Source organism: Pseudomonas sp. GP01-A4 (assembly GCF_058780865.1).
Map to the genome: position 1 here is coordinate 1 of NZ_JBYSWF010000015.1, position 17,893 is coordinate 17,893.

The following is a 17,893-nucleotide window of genomic DNA, read 5'->3' on the forward strand; positions in this document are numbered from 1 at the left end:
GCTATGGCTTGGGGGCAGGGGCCGCCTCGGGTTTGTCCAGCTTCACCTCAAACCCATACTGCACCGTGTCCAGGCCGGTGCGCTGGTAGGTTTCCAATGTCGTCGGCTGGCCGTAGAAGTAATGCACGTCGAACAGCGCCGTGCCGTATTCCTCGGCGCGGTGGCTGACGCCGAGAATTTCCTTCAGGTAGTTGCCGCTGGCGTCCTTGGCATAGAACCGCCAGCTGTCAGAGGGGAACAGCTTCTGGTCGACAATCAGCGCGTTGTCCTTCAGCTCCAGGCCCTTGGGCAGTTGCCCGGCAGTGAGGCTGCCTTTCTCGATGGTCGCCAGGAACAGCGGCATCGATCCGACGGCAAACCCCGGGTTTTCAGGAAACAGGTTCAAGTCATAGGTGATGGTGCCGCGCCCCGGGTCGACCTCGTAGGCTTCGGCGGGCAGTTCGATCGGCTCGCCAAGCTTGCCTTCGTCGTTGGCGGTGAGGAACGTCACCGGGGCATCGCCGCCGCCGCGGTCCTCGCCCAGCAGGTCGTCGTTGAAGGTGTAGGGGTGATCGAACTCAACGTGCGCCGCACTGGCGTCATCCACCGACTGGTTGATGGTGACGCTTTTCTTCAGTTGGTCTTCGGACAGGGTGGCGTCCTTGAGCCAATCTGCGGCCTGGTCGTCATACACGGTGACGGGCATCGGCAACGGCTGTACGGTTTTTTCCAGGCTGTTCTTGTCGAAGCGCCGTACGGGCAGGTCCAGGTCCTTGCGGGTCACCGTGGCCTGGGAAAAGTCGAGCACGCTGACTTGCACATTGTCGATCAGGCCATTGAAGTACACCTTGGTGTAGTGGCTGTTCTGCTTGAGCTCGAAGGCTTTCTGCTCGTCTTCCAGCTGTTTCTCGAAGGCGTCGGACCAGCCCTTCTGCTTCTGCATTTCGGCCAGTTGCTTCTCGTAGAACGCCAGTTGCGCGGCGTTTTCGTTGATCGAGCCCGAGCGCGAGAGAAATTGCCCGGTGGTGTCACGAGCCTGCACCAGCAACGGGTTCGGCGATTCGTCCGCGACTTCCGGCGCCAGCGGGGCGCTGTTGGTCAGTTCGATCTCGGCGTAGTTCTTTTCCAGGGCCAGCAGGGTGACGGTGACGTTTTCTTCGGTGCGCTTGCGGCCCACGTCCTTTTTCGACAAGTCGAAGGTGAAGACTTTACGCGGGGCAATCACTTCCACCTTGCCCTTGAGGGTGACGGGCTGCGGCTGGCTTTTGTTCTCCGTCTCGACGCCTTCGACGAACGGGTAGGTCACCGTCAGGTCATCGGGGTTGGTCAGGTTGGAACTGGTGGGGCTCAACTGGATGCCCGGATCGGTTTCCGACCATTCCGGCTGGAACGGGATGACCTTGTTGTTGCTCAGGGTCACCGACTGCCATTCCAGGCCGTGTGGGAAGGGGAACTGGTCGGGCATGTTGAAGTTGAACGGGAAGATCGGCTGCAGGTCCGTCAGGTAGTCCGAATGGGACGCCTTGCGCAGGACAAACAGGCCATTGATGTAGGTATCGACCAGGGCCTGCGGCGTAGGGTAATGCTTGAGCAGCGCCAGGGCGTCTTCGCTGTACTCGGCCTCGATGGGCTTGGTGGCGAGCTTGGCGCGCGCCCGTTCCAGCAACAGCAGCGAGCCTCCGAGCTCGGACACGGCGTCCTTGAGCTTGGGGTCCTGGATGGCGTCCAGGGATTGTTCGAACTTGGCGGTTTTCTCTTCGAGACTGGCTTGCTTGTGTTCATCGCTTGGGGAACAACCGCTGCCCATCAGCAACGCCGCACACAGGCCAAGGCTGGCCAAAGGGGATCGCACATCCATTATCTGAGTTTTCCTGTCCGACATCATCGAGCCGAGTTGATGAGCTCGACACTAGCAGAAAAATTCCTTAACAGATGCCGTACAGATCAGTTTTCTCGACGGTTTCTGGGGTTTGGGTGCGGCTGGTATACTCGCCGCCATTTTTAGCCAAGCTGTGTGAGATTCAATGGAACGCTTTATCGAAAATGCAATGTATGCCTCACGCTGGCTGTTGGCGCCGATCTATTTCGGGCTGTCCCTGGGGCTGCTGGCGCTGGGCCTGAAGTTCTTCCAGGAAGTGTTTCATGTGATTCCCATCGTGTTCACCATGAGCGAGTCGGATGTGATCCTGGTGCTGCTGTCGTTGATCGACATGGCCCTGGTGGGCGGCCTGCTGGTGATGGTGATGATCAGCGGCTACGAGAACTTCGTCTCCCAGCTGGACATCGACGAAAGCAAGGAGAAGCTCAACTGGCTGGGGACCATGGACTCCTCGTCGCTGAAGATGAAGGTCGCGGCGTCCATCGTAGCGATTTCGTCGATCCATCTGCTGCGGGTCTTCATGGACGCCAAGAACGTCGATCCCGAGCACCTGAAATGGTACGTGATCATTCACATGACCTTCGTGGTGTCGGCGTTTGCCATGGGCTACCTGGACAAGGTTACCAAGCATTAATCAGCCCCTGGCGCTCTCCTGCGCGGGGCTCATCAAGGGCGTGGCTTGTGTGCTAGTCTGCTCGCCCTTTTAGTTTGGACGGCACCTGTGTCGTCCTACAGCGGAGCCTTTCCATGTCCGAAGTTAATCTGTCCACCGACGAAACCCGCGTGAGCTACGGCATTGGCCGTCAGTTGGGCGACCAGCTGCGCGACAACCCGCCACCGGGCGTGAGCCTGGACGCGATCCTGGCTGGCCTGACCGACGCTTTTGCCGGCAAGCCTAGCCGTGTGGACCAGGAGCAAATGGCCGCCAGCTTCAAGGTCATCCGCGAAATCATGCAAGCCGAAGCCGCTGCAAAGGCTGAAGCTGCTGCTGGCGAAGGCCTGGCTTTCCTGGCTGAAAACGCCAAGCGTGACGGCATCACCACCCTGGCTTCCGGCCTGCAATTTGAAGTGCTGACTGCAGGTAGCGGCGCCAAGCCGACCCGTGAAGACCAGGTGCGTACTCACTACCACGGCACCCTGATCGACGGCACTGTGTTCGACAGCTCCTACGAGCGCGGCCAGCCTGCGGAATTCCCGGTTGGCGGCGTGATCGCCGGCTGGACCGAAGCCCTGCAACTGATGAATGCCGGCAGCAAATGGCGCCTGTACGTGCCGAGCGAACTGGCTTACGGCGCTCAAGGCGTTGGCAGCATCCCGCCGCACAGCGTTCTGGTGTTTGACGTCGAGCTGCTCGACGTTCTGTAAGACCTTACCTGCAGGAGCGAGCCTGCTCGCTCCTGCAGTGTTTTGCGCGGTTGCTCATGGATGAAACTTGCCATTGAGATCCGTCACCGGGCGCAACGCTCGGGCATAGCAGAACAGAAACAGATTTCTCACCACTTCCTTCAGCACCCCGGGCTCACTGGAACTCAGGCCATTGACGTCCAGGTCGCCCTGATCCTGCAGTTCGCTTAACGCCTCTTCTTCCAGCACCGCGCAGACTTCCCCGGTTTCCCGATGGAGGATTCGCAGGTAAGGGTGTGGACGGTCCAGCCAGGCATCGATCAAATAAGTCATGGGAAGTATCTCCTTGATGGGTTTCAATGAGAATAATTCTTATTCGTAGAATAGCAAGTCCCTATTGGCCATTTCCGGACTTTTCTGTGTGGATATTGTTTTTGATCAAAAGGCCTGGCCTTTTGCCGCCAGTGCGGAACTGACGCGGGGAGGGTGAAGCGCCATCCCGTGCAGGGCACGGGATGGAGGCAGCATATTCAGACCTTGCGGACGAACTCGGACTTGAGTTTCATCGGGCCGATACCGTCGATCTTGCAGTCGATATCGTGGTCGCCATCGCACAGGCGGATGTTCTTGACCTTGGTGCCGACCTTGACCACCAGGGACGTGCCCTTGACCTTGAGGTCCTTGATCACGGTGATGGTGTCGCCGTCCTGCAGGACGTTGCCCACAGAGTCTTTCTTCACGGATTCATCGCTGGCCGCCTCGGCTTCGCCGCCGACGGCCCACTCATGGGCGCATTCCGGGCAAATCAGCTGGGCGCCATCTTCGTAGGTGTATTCGGAATTGCATTTCGGGCAGGGTGGCAACGTGCTCACTAAAGCTCCTTGGTTTCAGGATGGCTAAAAAGCGCACATTGTATAGGGTTTTAGCCGGGCAGGGGGCAGCAACGCCAGAGAACGCTGTGGGAGCTGGCTTGCCTGCGATGCAGGCACCTCGGTTTGTCTGTTACACCGCAGTGATGCAATCGCAGGCAAGCCAGCTCCTACATGGAGCAGAGCAGAATCAGTGAGTACGGGCGACCGCGAACTCACTCAGCTCAACCAGGGCGTCCCGGTATTCGCTGGCTGGAAGGGCTTCCAGGCATTGGATCGCGCGAGCCACGTAGTCACGGGCCAGTTGCGCGGTGTATTCGAGGGAACCCGAGGCTTCCACGGCTTCGCGGATGCTTTCCAGGTCTTCGATCCCGCCTTTCTGGATCGCCTTGCGCACCAGGGCGGCCTGTTCCGGCGTGCCTTCGCGCATGGTGTAGATCAGTGGCAAGGTCGGCTTGCCCTCGGCCAGGTCGTCACCGACGTTCTTGCCCAGGGTTTCGGCGTCGCCGCGATAGTCCAGCAGGTCGTCCACGAGCTGGAAGGCCACGCCCAGGTGATCGCCGAACGTGCGCAGGGCTTCGCTCTGCTCGGGCGTCGCTTCGCACAGGGCGGCGGCGCTATGGGTCGAGGCTTCGAAGAGCATCGCGGTTTTGCCGCGAATCACTTCCATGTAGGTTTCTTCGGTGGTGCTGGCGTCGCGAACCTTCGACAGCTGCAACACTTCGCCTTCGGCGATGATGCGCGTGGCCTGTGAAAGAATCTTCATCACCGGCATCGAGCCCAGCTCGACCATCATTTCGAACGAGCGCGAGTACAGGAAGTCGCCCACCAGCACGCTCGGCGCATTGCCCCACATCGCGTTGGCCGTCTCGCGACCACGGCGCATGCCGGACATGTCGACCACGTCGTCGTGCAGCAGGGTGGCGGTGTGCAGGAACTCGATGGTCGCGGCCAGCAGGCGCAGGTCATCGCCTTCGCGGCCCAGGGCCTTGCCACACAGCAACACTAATAAAGGACGCAGGCGTTTACCGCCGGCCGACGTAATGTAGTCGCCAATTTTGGAGACCAGCGGCACTTTAGAAGTCAGCTGCTTCTTGATGATGCCGTCGACGGCGCTAAAATCGTCCGCCACCGCGCGGTAGAAAGCTTGGGGTTGCATCAGCGACAGTCGCTCCAGAAGGGTTGCGCGGCATGCTAGGACCCGCGTCCCGTAGTGTCAAGGCGCGATAGACGGCTACTTGCAACACCTCCATAGCTTGCGTACAATCGCGCACCCTGAACTTCCTGGGCAGCACCTGCCTTACGCAATTGCATTCGGGACGTCCATCCCATGCAGCCATGCCAGCCAATACCTCTTCTTATAAAGCGCTGGGTGAGCAGGATTATCGGAGAAATACCATGTCGTACGCAGTAATTGTTACTGGTGGCAAGCAATACAAGGTCGCCCCAGGTGAATACCTGAAGATCGAGAAGCTGGAAATCGCTACTGGCGAATCCGTTACTTTTGATCGCGTTCTGTTGGTCGCCAATGGCGATGACGTGAACATCGGCGCTCCAGTTGTTGCAGGCGCTACCGTTGTGGCTGAAGTGATCTCCCAAGGTCGTCACGATAAAGTCCGCATCATCAAGTTCCGTCGTCGTAAGCACCACATGAAGCGTATGGGCCACCGCCAGTGGTACACCGAGATCAAAATCACCGGTATTCAGGCTTAATTTCAGCCTAATTCCTCACTAGGAGAATTGACTCATGGCACACAAAAAAGCTGGTGGTAGTACCCGTAACGGTCGCGACTCAGAAGCCAAACGCCTTGGCGTGAAGATGTATGGCGGCCAGGTTATCATTCCGGGCAACATCATCGTGCGTCAGCGCGGCACCCAATTCCACGCCGGTTACGGTGTTGGCATGGGTAAAGATCACACTCTGTTCGCTAAAATCGACGGCGTGATCAAGTTTGAAGTAAAAGGCGCTTTCAACCGCCGTTACGTGAGCATTGTCCCGAAGACTGAAGTCGTCGCGGCATAATTACGTAGTTGCTGGAAAAGCCCTGTCTCGCGACGGGGCTTTTTCGTTTGTGGGGTGAGTCTCTTGCAAAGCTGTTTGTGATGGGCGAAAGCAGTGGATTTGCGGTCGTTGCTTGAGGTCGCTGCGCTCATTTTTGCAAGAGTCTTATGTCTTGGTTTCTTAAGCTCGTCCGTGTGGCGAGAGGCGTTTTGTTATGAAGTTCGTTGATGAAGTTTCGATCCGAGTAAAAGCTGGCGACGGCGGTAACGGTTGCATGAGTTTCCGTCGGGAAAAATTCATCGAAAACGGTGGTCCTAACGGTGGTGATGGTGGTGATGGCGGCTCGGTCTACATGATCGCCGACGAAAACCTCAACACCCTGGTGGACTACCGGTACACCCGGCACTTTGATGCCGAGCGTGGCTCCAACGGCGGCAGCACCGACTGCACCGGTAAAAAAGGCGAAGAGTTGGTGCTGCGGGTTCCGGTTGGTACCACCGTGATCGACTCCGCAACCCAGGAAGTCATTGGTGACCTGACCAAAGCCGGTCAGCGCCTGCTGGTGGCTCATGGCGGCTGGCACGGTCTGGGCAACACCCGTTTCAAGTCCAGTACCAACCGTGCGCCACGCCAGACCACGCCGGGCAAGCCAGGCGAGCAGCGTGACCTGAAGCTGGAAATGAAGGTGCTGGCTGACGTGGGCCTGCTGGGTCTGCCGAATGCCGGCAAAAGTACGTTCATTCGCTCGGTGTCTGCTGCCAAGCCGAAAGTCGCCGATTACCCGTTCACTACCCTGGTGCCGAACCTGGGTGTGGTCAGCGTCGACCGCTGGAAAAGCTTCGTGGTTGCGGACATTCCGGGCCTGATCGAAGGCGCTTCCGACGGCGCAGGCCTGGGGATCCGTTTCCTCAAGCACTTGTCCCGCACCCGTTTGCTGCTGCACCTCGTCGACATGGCGCCGCTGGATGACACCAGTGCACCGGACGCTGCTGAAGTGATCGTCAGCGAGCTGACCAAGTTCAGCCCGTCCCTGGCTGAGCGTGATCGCTGGTTGGTGCTGAACAAGTGCGACCAGATCCTTGAGGAAGAGCACGAAGAGCGCGTCAAGGAGATCGTTGATCGCCTGGAGTGGACCGGTCCGGTCTACGTGATCTCGGCCATTGCCAAAGAAGGCACTGAGCGCCTGACTCGCGACATCATGCGTTACCTCGAAGACCGTGCCGATCGCCTGGCCGCCGACCCTGTCTACAAGGCCGAGCTGGCTGAACTGGATCAGCGCATCGAAGACGAGGCTCGTGCCCAGTTGCAGGCGCTGGATGATCAGCGTGCCCTGCGTCGCAGTGGCGTCAAGTCGGTCCATGATATCGGTGACGATGATTGGGACGAGGAAGACGTGGATGATGAAGATGGTCCGGAAATCATTTACGTGCGCGACTGATTCGTTGCAGTAAACTTAAGCGCCGCTCAATCGAGCGGCGTTTTGGTATCTGGAAATCGGTAGTCACGAATAACGTTATGGGCGGCGCTGGGTCGCGCGGCCCTCTATCTAAGGTTGAAGATGATGCGGAGCAAGGTGACAGGTGCGCAGCGTTGGGTCGTTAAGATCGGTAGCGCGCTGCTGACGGCGGATGGCAAGGGGCTGGATCGTGCGGCCATGAGTGTCTGGGTGGACCAGATGGTGGCCTTGCATGAGGCCGGCGTCGAGTTGGTGTTGGTGTCGTCCGGGGCGGTTGCCGCCGGCATGAGCCGCCTTGGCTGGACCGCGCGACCCAGCGCGATGCACGAGCTGCAAGCCGCTGCTGCCATTGGTCAGATGGGCCTGGTACAGGCCTGGGAGTCCAGCTTTGCCGAGCACGGGCGCCACACGGCGCAGATTCTGCTGACCCATGACGACTTGTCCGACCGCAAGCGCTACCTGAACGCCCGCAGCACCCTGCGTGCCCTGGTTGAACTCAAGGTGATCCCGGTGATCAACGAGAATGACACCGTGGTGACCGACGAGATTCGCTTCGGTGACAACGACACCCTGGCAGCGCTGGTGGCCAACCTGGTTGAGGCTGACTTGCTGGTGATCCTCACGGATCGCGACGGCATGTTCGACGCTGACCCGCGCAATAACCCTGAGGCCCAGCTGATTTACGAAGCGCGTGCCGATGATCCGGCGCTGGATGCGGTGGCTGGCAGTGTCGGCGGTGCCCTGGGGCGTGGCGGCATGCAGACCAAGCTGCGTGCGGCACGGCTGGCGGCGCGTTCCGGCGCGCATACCATCATCGTTGGCGGTCGGATTGAGCGGGTGCTGGATCGCCTCAAGGCGGGCGAGCGCATCGGTACGCTGCTGTCGCCTGAGCGTGGCATGCTGGCGGCGCGCAAGCAGTGGCTGGCGGGGCATCTTCAGACGCGCGGTACCCTGGTGTTGGATGCTGGTGCGGTTTCAGCGTTGTCCCAAGGCAACAAAAGCTTGCTGCCGGTGGGTGTAAAACTGGTCCAGGGCAGCTTCCGCCGTGGCGAAATGGTGGTGTGCGTGGCGCCGGACGGTCGTGAGATTGCCCGTGGCCTTGCCAACTACAGCGCCCTTGAGGCGCAGAAAATCATCGGGCAGTCGTCTGAGGCGATTGTCGGTCTGTTGGGTTACATGGCTGAGCCGGAGCTGGTTCACCGGGATAACCTGATTCTGGTTTAAGTAAAAAGGAAGTCTCGATGCGCGTAATGAAGGGATTGCTCGGTTTGCTGCTGGCGATGCCGTTGCTGGCGTCGGCCGAAGAGATTGGCCAGGTGTCGACGGTGTTCAAGTTTGTCGGCCCCAATGACCGGATCGTGGTCGAGGCCTTTGATGACCCGAAGGTGGATGGCGTGACCTGCTACCTGTCTCGCGCCAAGACGGGCGGGGTAAAGGGTGGGTTGGGTCTGGCGGAGGATCGCGCCGAGGCGTCGATTGCCTGTCGCCAGGTAGGTGCGATTCGCTTCAAGGGCGAGCTGAAGGATGGGGATGAGGTGTTCAAGGAGCGCACGTCCCTGGTCTTCAAGACCATGCAGGTGGTGCGTTTCCTCGACAAGAAGCGCAATACCCTGGTGTATCTGGTCTACAGCGACCGCTTGATCGAAGGCAGCCCGCAGAATGCGGTGACGGCGATTCCGATCCTGCCGTGGCCCACAGCGCAATAAATCTGAAGCAGAGCCGGCATGCCGGCTCTTTTTTCGGCTTTCCCAAATCGCAGGCAATAAAAAACCGACCCTGGGGTCGGTTTTTTAACAAGCTTATCGCTTAGGCTGCAGCAGCAAGGTTCAGAGCCTTGATGTGGCCATTCAGACGACCTTTATGGCGAGCAGCTTTGTTCTTGTGGATGATGCCTTTATCGGCCATACGGTCGATAACTGGCACAGCCAGAACGTAAGCAGCTTGAGCTTTTTCAGCGTCTTTTGCGTCAATGGCTTTAACTACATTCTTGATGTAGGTACGAACCATGGAACGCAGGCTGGCGTTGTGGCTGCGACGCTTCTCAGCCTGTTTTGCACGTTTTTTGGCGGAAGGTGTGTTGGCCACCGTCGAGCTCCTCGAAAGACTTTTTAGGAAATAGCAAACAAAATAGGCCGCGAATCATGCCGATGAGTTGAAGTCTTGTCAAGGGCGTGTGATGCGAACTGCTGAGTGGTCGATCTTAAGAGGCGGGTGATTTATTTCCGGCGCTTGACCTGTAAACTCGCGAGCTTTGGCTCTGTGCTTGTTGCAGGCGCGGAGTATCGCATATGTGGGCCGTTTGTTCGCCTGCTCTTTATCTATAGGCAAAAACTCTTTCAATGAATCTGCTCAAATCGTTGGCCGCTGTCAGCTCTATCACTATGATTTCCCGGGTTCTGGGGTTTGTGCGTGACACGTTGCTGGCGCGTATTTTTGGCGCCAGCATGGCCACGGATGCCTTCTTCATTGCCTTTAAACTGCCCAACCTGCTGCGGCGGATCTTCGCCGAGGGGGCTTTTTCCCAGGCATTCGTGCCGATTCTGGCGGAGTACAAGGCCCAGCAAGGCGAGGAGGCGACCCGCACCTTCATTGCCTATGTTTCGGGTTTGCTGACGTTGGTGCTGACGCTGGTGACGATCGCCGGGATGCTCGCCGCGCCCTGGGTGATCTGGGCCACGGCCCCCGGTTTTGCCAATACACCGGAAAAATTCGCCCTGACCACTGATCTGTTGCGGGTGACCTTTCCTTATATATTGCTGATTTCCCTGTCGTCCCTGGCCGGGGCGATCCTCAATACCTGGAACCGTTTCTCGGTGCCGGCCTTCGTGCCGACCCTGCTTAACGTCAGCATGATTATTTTTGCGCTGTTCCTGACACCGTATTTCGATCCGCCTGTGATGGCCCTCGGCTGGGCGGTCCTGGCTGGTGGCCTGGCACAACTGCTGTACCAGCTGCCGCACCTGAAGAAAATCGGCATGCTCGTGCTGCCGCGTTTGAATCTCAAGGACACCGGCGTCTGGCGGGTGATGCGCAACATGCTGCCGGCCATCCTCGGGGTTTCCGTCAGCCAGATTTCCCTGATCATCAACACCGCCTTCGCCTCGCTGCTGGTCTCGGGTTCGGTGTCGTGGATGTACTACGCCGACCGTCTGATGGAATTGCCGTCCGGCGTGCTCGGCGTGGCACTCGGCACCATCCTGCTGCCAACGCTGTCGCGCACCTATGCCAGCAAAGACCGCCACGAATATTCGCGGATTCTCGACTGGGGCCTGCGCCTGTGCTTCGTGCTGGTGCTGCCGTGTGCCGTGGCCCTGGGGTTGCTCGCCGAGCCACTGACGGTCGCGCTGTTCCAGTACGGCCAGTTCACTGCGTTTGACGCCTCGATGACCCAGCGTGCGCTGATCGCCTATTCCGTCGGCCTGCTGGGCATTATCGTGATCAAGGTGCTGGCCCCCGGCTTTTATGCTCAACAAAACATCCGTACCCCGGTAAAGATCGCGATCTTCACCCTGGTGGTTACCCAGCTGCTCAACCTGGCGTTCATCGGTCCGCTGAAGCATGCCGGGCTGGCGCTGGCGATCAGTGTGGGGGCCTGCATCAACGCCGGGCTGCTGTTTTATCAGCTGCGTAAACAGAAAATGTTCCAGCCTCAGGCGGGCTGGGGCTTGTTTGCGCTCAAGTTGGTGGTGGCGGTGGGGACGATGGCCGCGGTACTGCTGGGCCTGATGCACTTCATGCCGGCCTGGGAGCAGGGCCATATGCTCGAGCGCTTCATGCGCCTGGGAGCGTTGGTGGCGGCTGGTGTGCTGGTGTACTTCGGCATGTTGCTGCTGATGGGCTTCCGCTTGCGGGATTTCAATCGCAAGTCGCTGAGCTAGAGACTTTTCGTCGATAAGACGGTTGTTTTATCGATTCGCGCAAATGGCCTGCGCTGTTGCCTGTCGTCCGGGGCCGGGTGTGGTTATAATCGACCACTTTATGAGCAAGAAGCGCGTTATGCAGCTGGTTCGAGGTCTCCACAACCTGCGCCCCCAGCATCGGGGCTGCGTCGCCACTATTGGCAACTTTGACGGTGTTCACCGTGGCCACCAGGCTATCCTGGCCCGCCTGCGTGAGCGTGCGGTTGAGTTGGGCGTGCCCAGCTGCGTGGTGATTTTTGAACCACAGCCGCGCGAATTCTTTACCCCGCAGACGGCGCCGGCGCGTCTGGCCCGCCTGCGGGACAAGCTGCAACTGCTGGCTGAAGAAGGTGTGGACCGCGTCCTCTGCCTGGCTTTCAACCAGCGCTTGCGCAGCCTCAGCGCCGCCGAGTTCGTCGACCGTATCCTGGTGGACGGCCTTGGCGTGCAGCATCTGGAGGTCGGCGACGACTTCCGTTTCGGTTGCGACCGGGTAGGGGATTTCGATTTCCTGCAGCAGGCCGGCGTCACCCAGGGTTTTACCGTCGAAGCCGCGCAAACCGTCGAACTGGACGGCCTGCGCGTGAGCAGTACCCAGGTGCGTAACGCCCTGGCCGCTGCCGACTTCGCCTTGGCCGAGCGTTTGCTCGGTCGCCCGTTCCGGATTGCCGGGCGGGTGCTGCACGGCCAGAAGCTGGCGCGCCAACTGGGCACGCCAACCGCCAACGTGCAGCTCAAGCGCCGTCGTGTGCCACTGACCGGGGTTTACCTGGTCAGTGTCGACATCGACGGCCAATCGTGGCCCGGAGTCGCCAACATAGGCGTCAGGCCCACGGTTGCAGGTGATGGCAAAGCCCACCTGGAAGTTCACCTTTTGGATTTTGCCGGTGATTTGTATGACCGGCGTTTGACGGTGGCTTTCCACCAAAAGCTGCGTGAAGAGCAGCGTTTCGCCTCCCTGGAGGCGTTGAAAACGGCGATCAATGCGGATGTCGCCGCCGCCCGTGCACTAGCCGCACCTAGCGCCCATCGCTAATGAAGAGCCTTAAATGACCGACTATAAAGCCACGCTAAACCTTCCGGACACCGCCTTCCCAATGAAGGCCGGCCTGCCACAGCGCGAACCGCAGATCCTGCAGCGCTGGGACAGTATTGGCCTGTACGGAAAGTTGCGCGAGATTGGCAAGGATCGTCCGAAATTCGTCCTGCACGACGGCCCTCCTTATGCCAACGGCACGATTCACATCGGTCATGCGCTGAACAAGATTCTCAAGGACATGATCATCCGCTCGAAAACCCTTTCGGGTTTCGACGCGCCTTATGTCCCGGGTTGGGACTGCCACGGCCTGCCGATTGAACACAAGGTCGAAGTGACCTACGGCAAGAACCTGGGCGCGGATAAAACCCGCGAACTGTGCCGTGCCTACGCCACCGAGCAGATCGAAGGGCAGAAGTCCGAATTCATCCGCCTGGGGGTGTTGGGCGACTGGGCCAACCCGTACAAGACCATGAACTTCAAGAACGAGGCCGGTGAAATCCGCGCCTTGGCCGAAATCGTCAAGGGCGGTTTCGTGTTCAAGGGCCTCAAGCCCGTGAACTGGTGCTTCGATTGCGGCTCGGCCCTGGCTGAAGCCGAAGTCGAGTACGAAGACAAGAAGTCCTCGACCATCGACGTGGCCTTCCCGATCGCCGACGAAGCCAAACTGGCGCAAGCCTTCGGTCTGGCGAGCCTGGCCAAGCCAGCCTCCATTGTGATCTGGACCACCACCCCGTGGACCATCCCGGCCAACCAGGCGCTGAACGTGCACCCGGAATTCACCTACGCCCTGGTGGACGTCGGTGACAAACTGCTGGTGCTGGCTGAAGAGCTGGTGGAGGCGTGCCTGGCCCGCTACAACCTGCAAGGCTCGGTGATCGCGACCACTACCGGGTCCGCGCTGGAACTGATCAACTTCCGTCACCCGTTCTACGACCGCCTGTCGCCAATCTACCTGGCCGAGTACGTTGAGCTGGGCGCCGGCACCGGCGTGGTTCACTGCTCGCCTGCCTATGGCGTAGACGACTTCGTGATCTGCAAGCAGTACGGCCTGGTCAACGACGACATCATCAATCCCGTGCAAAGCAACGGCGTGTACGTGCCGTCCCTGGAATTCTTCGGTGGCCAGTTCATCTTCAAGGCCAACCCGGCGATCGTCGACAAGCTGGCGGAAGTCGGTGCGCTGCTGCACACCGAAACCATCACCCACAGCTATATGCACTGCTGGCGTCACAAGACCCCGCTGATCTACCGCGCCACTGCGCAGTGGTTTATCGGCATGGACAAAGAGCCGACCAGCGGCGAAACCCTGCGCAAGCGTGCGATCAAGGCGATCGAAGACACCAAGTTCGTTCCGGCCTGGGGCCAGGCGCGCCTGCACTCGATGATCGCCAACCGTCCGGACTGGTGCATCTCCCGCCAGCGCAACTGGGGCGTGCCGATCCCGTTCTTCCTGAACAAGGAAAGCGGCGAGTTGCACCCACGTACCGTCGAGCTGATGGAAGAGGTTGCCCAGCGCGTTGAACAAGAGGGCATCGAAGCCTGGTTCAAGCTGGACGCCGCCGAGCTGCTGGGCGACGAAGCGCCGCTGTACGACAAGATCAGCGACACCCTCGACGTCTGGTTCGACTCGGGTACCACCCACTGGCACGTACTGCGCGGCTCGCACCCGATGGGCCATGAGACCGGCCCGCGTGCCGACCTGTACCTGGAAGGTTCGGACCAACACCGTGGCTGGTTCCACTCCTCGTTGCTGACCGGTTGCGCGATCGACGATCACGCCCCGTACCGCGAGCTGCTGACCCACGGTTTCACCGTCGACGAGAACGGTCGCAAGATGTCCAAGTCCCTGGGCAACGTGATCGCGCCGCAAAAGGTCAACGACACCCTGGGCGCCGACATCATGCGCCTGTGGGTTGCCTCTACCGATTATTCGGGCGAGATGGCCGTTTCCGAGCAGATCCTGCAGCGCAGCGCCGATGCCTACCGCCGGATCCGTAATACCGCACGCTTCATGCTGTCGAACCTGACCGGTTTCAACCCGGCCACCGACATCCTGCCGGCCGAGGAAATGCTCGCCCTGGATCGTTGGGCCGTGGACCGTACCCTGTTACTGCAGCGCGAGCTGCAAGAGCACTACGGCGAATACCGCTTCTGGAACGTCTACTCGAAGATCCACAACTTCTGCGTGCAGGAGCTGGGTGGTTTCTACCTCGACATCATCAAGGACCGCCAGTACACCACCGGCGCCAACAGCAAGGCCCGCCGTTCGGCGCAGACCGCGCTGTACCACATCTCTGAAGCGCTGGTGCGCTGGATCGCCCCGATCCTGGCATTCACCGCCGACGAACTGTGGGAATACCTGCCGGGCGAGCGTAACGAGTCCGTGATGCTCAACACCTGGTACGAAGGCCTGACCGAATTGCCGGCCGACTTCGAGCTGGGCCGCGAGTACTGGGAAGGCGTAATGGCCGTCAAGGTTGCCGTGAACAAGGAACTGGAAGTGCAGCGCGCGGCGAAGGCCGTTGGCGGCAACCTGCAGGCCGAGGTCACGCTGTTTGCCGAGGAAGGCCTGACCGCTGACCTGGCCAAGCTGAGCAACGAACTGCGCTTCGTCCTGATCACCTCGACCGCCAGCCTGGCGCCGTTTGCCCAGGCGCCTGCAGATGCCGTTGCGACCGAAGTCCCGGGTCTCAAGCTCAAGGTGGTCAAGTCCTCCTTCGCCAAGTGCGCCCGTTGCTGGCACTGCCGTGAAGATGTCGGCGTGAACCCCGAGCATCCGGAAATCTGCGGTCGTTGCGTCGACAACATCTCTGGCGCTGGCGAGGTTCGTCACTATGCCTGAAGCCAGTCGTTTTGGACGCCTGGGCTTGCTCGTGTTGAGCGTGCTGGTGCTGGTCATTGACCAGCTCAGCAAGGCTCACTTCGAAGGCGCCCTGGAGATGTACCAGCAGATCGTGGTGATTCCCGACTACTTCAGCTGGACCCTGGCCTACAACACCGGCGCTGCGTTCAGCTTCCTGGCTGACAGCTCCGGCTGGCAGCGCTGGCTGTTTGCCCTGATCGCCGTGGTGGTCAGTGCCGTGCTGGTAGTCTGGCTCAAGCGCCTGGGGCGTAACGACACCTGGCTGGCCGTTGCGTTGGCGCTGGTGCTGGGTGGCGCATTGGGCAACCTCTACGACCGCATTGCCCTGGGCCATGTGATCGACTTTATTCTGGTGCATTGGCAGAACCGCTGGTACTTCCCGGCGTTCAACTTTGCCGACAGCGCCATCACCGTCGGTGCAATCATGCTGGCGTTGGATATGTTCAAAAGCAAGAAAACCGGAGAGACCGTTCATGACTGAACAGGTATTGGCTGAGCAACGCATTGGCCAGAACACGGAAGTCACCTTGCATTTCGCATTGCGCCTGGAGAATGGCGACACGGTCGACAGCACGTTCGACAAGGCCCCGGCGACCTTCAAGGTCGGCGACGGCAACCTGCTGCCGGGTTTCGAAGCGGCACTGTTCGGTTTCAAGGCCGGCGACAAGCGCAACCTGCAGATCCTGCCGGAAAACGCCTTTGGCCAGCCCAACCCGCAAAACGTGCAGATCATCCCGCGTTCGCAGTTCCAGGACATGGAGCTGTCGGAAGGCTTGCTGGTGATCTTCAACGATGCGGCGAATACCGAGCTGCCGGGTGTGGTGAAAGCCTTTGATGACGCGCAAGTGACCATCGACTTCAACCACCCGTTGGCCGGGAAAACCTTGACCTTTGATGTTGAAATCATCGACGTTAAAGCGCTGTAACTAACGAAATCGGCCTACTGCAGGGGCGAGCTTGTTGGGGCTGCTTCGCGGCCCAGCGGGAGCAAGCGCCCTCGCCACACAAGCTCGATCCTACAGGGCAAGACACGAGGCACAGCATGCAAATCAAACTCGCCAACCCCCGTGGCTTCTGCGCCGGCGTGGACCGGGCGATTGAAATCGTCAACCGCGCCCTGGAAGTTTTCGGGCCGCCGATTTACGTGCGCCATGAAGTCGTCCACAACAAGTTTGTGGTCGAAGACCTGCGCAGCCGCGGGGCCATCTTCGTTGAGGAACTGGACCAGGTGCCGGACGACGTTATCGTCATCTTCAGCGCTCACGGCGTTTCCCAGGCGGTACGCACCGAAGCAGCAGGCCGTGGCCTGAAAGTGTTCGACGCCACCTGCCCGCTGGTGACCAAGGTGCACATCGAGGTCGCGCGCTACAGCCGTGATGGTCGTGAATGCATCCTGATCGGCCACGCCGGTCACCCGGAAGTCGAAGGCACCATGGGCCAGTACGATGGCAGCAATGGTGGGGCGATCTACCTGGTGGAAGACGAAAAAGACGTCGCTGCATTGCAGGTGCACAACCCTGAAAAGCTGGCTTTCGTTACCCAGACCACCTTGTCCATGGACGACACCAGCCGCGTCATCGATGCCTTGCGCTCGCGCTTCCCGGCCATCGGCGGTCCACGCAAGGATGACATCTGCTACGCCACCCAGAACCGCCAGGATGCGGTCAAGCAATTGGCCGACGAATGCGATGTTGTGCTGGTGGTGGGGAGCCCCAACAGCTCCAACTCCAACCGCCTGCGCGAACTGGCCGAGCGCATGGCCACCCCGGCCTACCTGATCGATGGTGCCGAAGACATGCAGCGCAGCTGGTTCGACGGTGTCGAACGCATTGGCATCACTGCCGGAGCCTCGGCCCCGGAAGTCCTGGTGCGTGGCGTTATTCAGCAACTGCAGGCCTGGGGCGCCACGGGCGCTGATGAACTGGCTGGCCGTGAAGAGAACATCACTTTCTCCATGCCCAAGGAGCTGCGGGTTCGTTCGCTGCTCTGAGGCCCAGAGTGCCGGCATAGCCCCGGCACAAAGCCTGCTCGGTCTTGTTACTGCGCAGGCTGATACGCCCGCTGGCGGCCAGCACTATTTGATACAGGCTCAGTTGCTGGTCCGTCGCACACACGTGGACGGTGCCGGCGCTGAATGCCCCTGCTGACAGCAGCGGTTCACCCAGGCTGCTGAAGCGTATCTGGGTTCTCACCGGCGTATTCCCCACAATCGGTATCTGCCCACTGTCCTGGCGCTCCAGCAGCACCGGGTTTTTGTCGTCCAGATGGCCGCGACCGTTCAGGTCCAGTATCACCCTCCAACCCCGGCTCCAGTCATCGTCCAATGCATGGATAACCACCGTGCGATTGCGTGCGATGGCTTCTGTGCGGGCATAACGCAGTCCGCCGGCAAGGGATTCGGCGGCGCTCTGGCGTCGTTGCGACTCGAGCAGCCCCTTGAGACTCGGCACTGCCAGATTGGCCAGGATGCCGCTCAGGAACAGGCCCAGAACCAGCTCAATCAGCGAGAAACCTCGTTGTTTCATGTGCCGTCCCTCCGTGGACGCGGTGTGCTTTTTCAGTC

At 60.0% G+C, this 17,893-nt stretch carries 19 protein-coding genes; 13 read left to right on the forward strand and 6 right to left on the reverse strand.

Annotated features, from left to right (window positions below):
- Nucleotide 1: 1 nt before the first annotated feature.
- Nucleotides 2-1,837, reverse strand: coding sequence for a hypothetical protein (locus tag AC3WKX_RS11370; protein WP_102369930.1), 1,836 nt, complete (start codon nt 1,835-1,837; stop codon nt 2-4).
- Nucleotides 1,838-2,003: 166 nt separating this feature from the next.
- Between AC3WKX_RS11370 and AC3WKX_RS11375 the strand changes: the two genes are divergently transcribed.
- Nucleotides 2,004-2,492 (forward strand): TIGR00645 family protein, encoded by a 489-nt coding sequence (locus tag AC3WKX_RS11375; protein WP_003215853.1) that lies wholly within the window; start codon nt 2,004-2,006, stop codon nt 2,490-2,492.
- 113 nt (nt 2,493-2,605) lie between these two features.
- Nucleotides 2,606-3,223, forward strand: coding sequence for a BamJ family beta-barrel-assembly machinery protein (gene bamJ / locus AC3WKX_RS11380; protein WP_003215854.1), 618 nt, complete (start codon nt 2,606-2,608; stop codon nt 3,221-3,223).
- 54 nt (nt 3,224-3,277) lie between these two features.
- On the opposite strand, the gene AC3WKX_RS11385 is transcribed toward bamJ, so the two are convergent.
- The 3 genes from AC3WKX_RS11385 to AC3WKX_RS11395 all read right to left on the reverse strand — a co-directional run bounded on the left by AC3WKX_RS11385 (nt 3,278) and on the right by AC3WKX_RS11395 (nt 5,230).
- A complete protein-coding gene (locus AC3WKX_RS11385) occupies nt 3,278-3,535 on the reverse strand; it encodes a PA4570 family protein (RefSeq protein WP_003215856.1) in 258 nt (85 codons plus the stop codon).
- A 197-nt stretch (nt 3,536-3,732) separates the two neighbouring features.
- On the reverse strand, nt 3,733-4,074 hold the full coding sequence (locus AC3WKX_RS11390; protein WP_003215858.1) for a zinc ribbon domain-containing protein YjdM: 342 nt from the start codon (nt 4,072-4,074) through the stop codon (nt 3,733-3,735).
- Between the two features lie 187 nt (nt 4,075-4,261).
- A complete protein-coding gene (locus AC3WKX_RS11395) occupies nt 4,262-5,230 on the reverse strand; it encodes a polyprenyl synthetase family protein (protein WP_003215860.1) in 969 nt (322 codons plus the stop codon).
- A gap of 239 nt (nt 5,231-5,469) precedes the next feature.
- Here AC3WKX_RS11395 and rplU point away from each other — a divergent pair, with 239 nt between their 5' ends.
- The 5 genes from rplU to AC3WKX_RS11420 all read left to right on the forward strand — a co-directional run bounded on the left by rplU (nt 5,470) and on the right by AC3WKX_RS11420 (nt 9,235).
- Nucleotides 5,470-5,784, forward strand: a complete 315-nt coding sequence (rplU, locus tag AC3WKX_RS11400; protein ID WP_003176051.1) for a 50S ribosomal protein L21 — start codon at nt 5,470-5,472, stop codon at nt 5,782-5,784.
- 34 nt (nt 5,785-5,818) lie between these two features.
- Entirely contained in the window at nt 5,819-6,094 is a 276-nt protein-coding gene (gene rpmA / locus AC3WKX_RS11405) for a 50S ribosomal protein L27 (RefSeq protein WP_003215862.1), read from the forward strand.
- Between the two features lie 193 nt (nt 6,095-6,287).
- Nucleotides 6,288-7,511 carry an Obg family GTPase CgtA gene (cgtA, locus tag AC3WKX_RS11410; protein ID WP_003215864.1) on the forward strand — a complete coding sequence of 408 codons (1,224 nt, stop codon included), beginning with the start codon at nt 6,288-6,290 and terminating at the stop codon, nt 7,509-7,511.
- A gap of 123 nt (nt 7,512-7,634) precedes the next feature.
- On the forward strand, nt 7,635-8,753 hold the full coding sequence (proB, locus tag AC3WKX_RS11415) for a glutamate 5-kinase (protein WP_003215866.1): 1,119 nt from the start codon (nt 7,635-7,637) through the stop codon (nt 8,751-8,753).
- Between the two features lie 17 nt (nt 8,754-8,770).
- A complete protein-coding gene (locus tag AC3WKX_RS11420; RefSeq protein WP_008432835.1) occupies nt 8,771-9,235 on the forward strand; it encodes a CreA family protein in 465 nt (154 codons plus the stop codon).
- A gap of 100 nt (nt 9,236-9,335) precedes the next feature.
- Here AC3WKX_RS11420 and rpsT read toward each other — a convergent pair whose 3' ends face one another.
- Complete coding sequence (rpsT, locus tag AC3WKX_RS11425) at nt 9,336-9,614, reverse strand: 30S ribosomal protein S20 (protein WP_003215870.1); 279 nt, start codon at nt 9,612-9,614, stop codon at nt 9,336-9,338.
- A gap of 254 nt (nt 9,615-9,868) precedes the next feature.
- Between rpsT and murJ the strand changes: the two genes are divergently transcribed.
- The 6 genes from murJ (at nt 9,869) to ispH (ending at nt 17,320) form a co-directional block, all read left to right on the forward strand.
- The gene (murJ, locus tag AC3WKX_RS11430; protein WP_003215872.1) at nt 9,869-11,407 is read left to right on the forward strand and encodes a murein biosynthesis integral membrane protein MurJ; all 1,539 of its coding nucleotides are present in this window, start codon (nt 9,869-9,871) and stop codon (nt 11,405-11,407) included.
- A gap of 118 nt (nt 11,408-11,525) precedes the next feature.
- Nucleotides 11,526-12,464: a bifunctional riboflavin kinase/FAD synthetase gene (ribF, locus tag AC3WKX_RS11435; protein WP_003215874.1), complete on the forward strand. Its 939-nt coding sequence runs from the start codon at nt 11,526-11,528 to the stop codon at nt 12,462-12,464.
- Nucleotides 12,465-12,477: 13 nt separating this feature from the next.
- Nucleotides 12,478-15,309, forward strand: coding sequence for an isoleucine--tRNA ligase (ileS, locus tag AC3WKX_RS11440; protein ID WP_008432838.1), 2,832 nt, complete (start codon nt 12,478-12,480; stop codon nt 15,307-15,309).
- Nucleotides 15,302-15,811 (forward strand): signal peptidase II, encoded by a 510-nt coding sequence (gene lspA, locus AC3WKX_RS11445; protein ID WP_003215877.1) that lies wholly within the window; start codon nt 15,302-15,304, stop codon nt 15,809-15,811. The genes ileS and lspA overlap by 8 nt, the downstream gene beginning before the upstream one ends.
- Before the next feature lie 7 nt (nt 15,812-15,818).
- Nucleotides 15,819-16,256 carry an FKBP-type peptidyl-prolyl cis-trans isomerase gene (gene fkpB, locus AC3WKX_RS11450; RefSeq protein WP_003215879.1) on the forward strand — a complete coding sequence of 146 codons (438 nt, stop codon included), beginning with the start codon at nt 15,819-15,821 and terminating at the stop codon, nt 16,254-16,256.
- A gap of 116 nt (nt 16,257-16,372) precedes the next feature.
- On the forward strand, nt 16,373-17,320 hold the full coding sequence (ispH, locus tag AC3WKX_RS11455; protein ID WP_003215881.1) for a 4-hydroxy-3-methylbut-2-enyl diphosphate reductase: 948 nt from the start codon (nt 16,373-16,375) through the stop codon (nt 17,318-17,320).
- Here ispH and AC3WKX_RS11460 read toward each other — a convergent pair.
- Nucleotides 17,274-17,855 (reverse strand): GspH/FimT family pseudopilin, encoded by a 582-nt coding sequence (locus tag AC3WKX_RS11460; RefSeq protein ID WP_102605973.1) that lies wholly within the window; start codon nt 17,853-17,855, stop codon nt 17,274-17,276. The two genes, ispH and AC3WKX_RS11460, sit on opposite strands and share 47 nt — an antisense overlap.
- Nucleotides 17,856-17,893 lie beyond the last annotated feature (38 nt).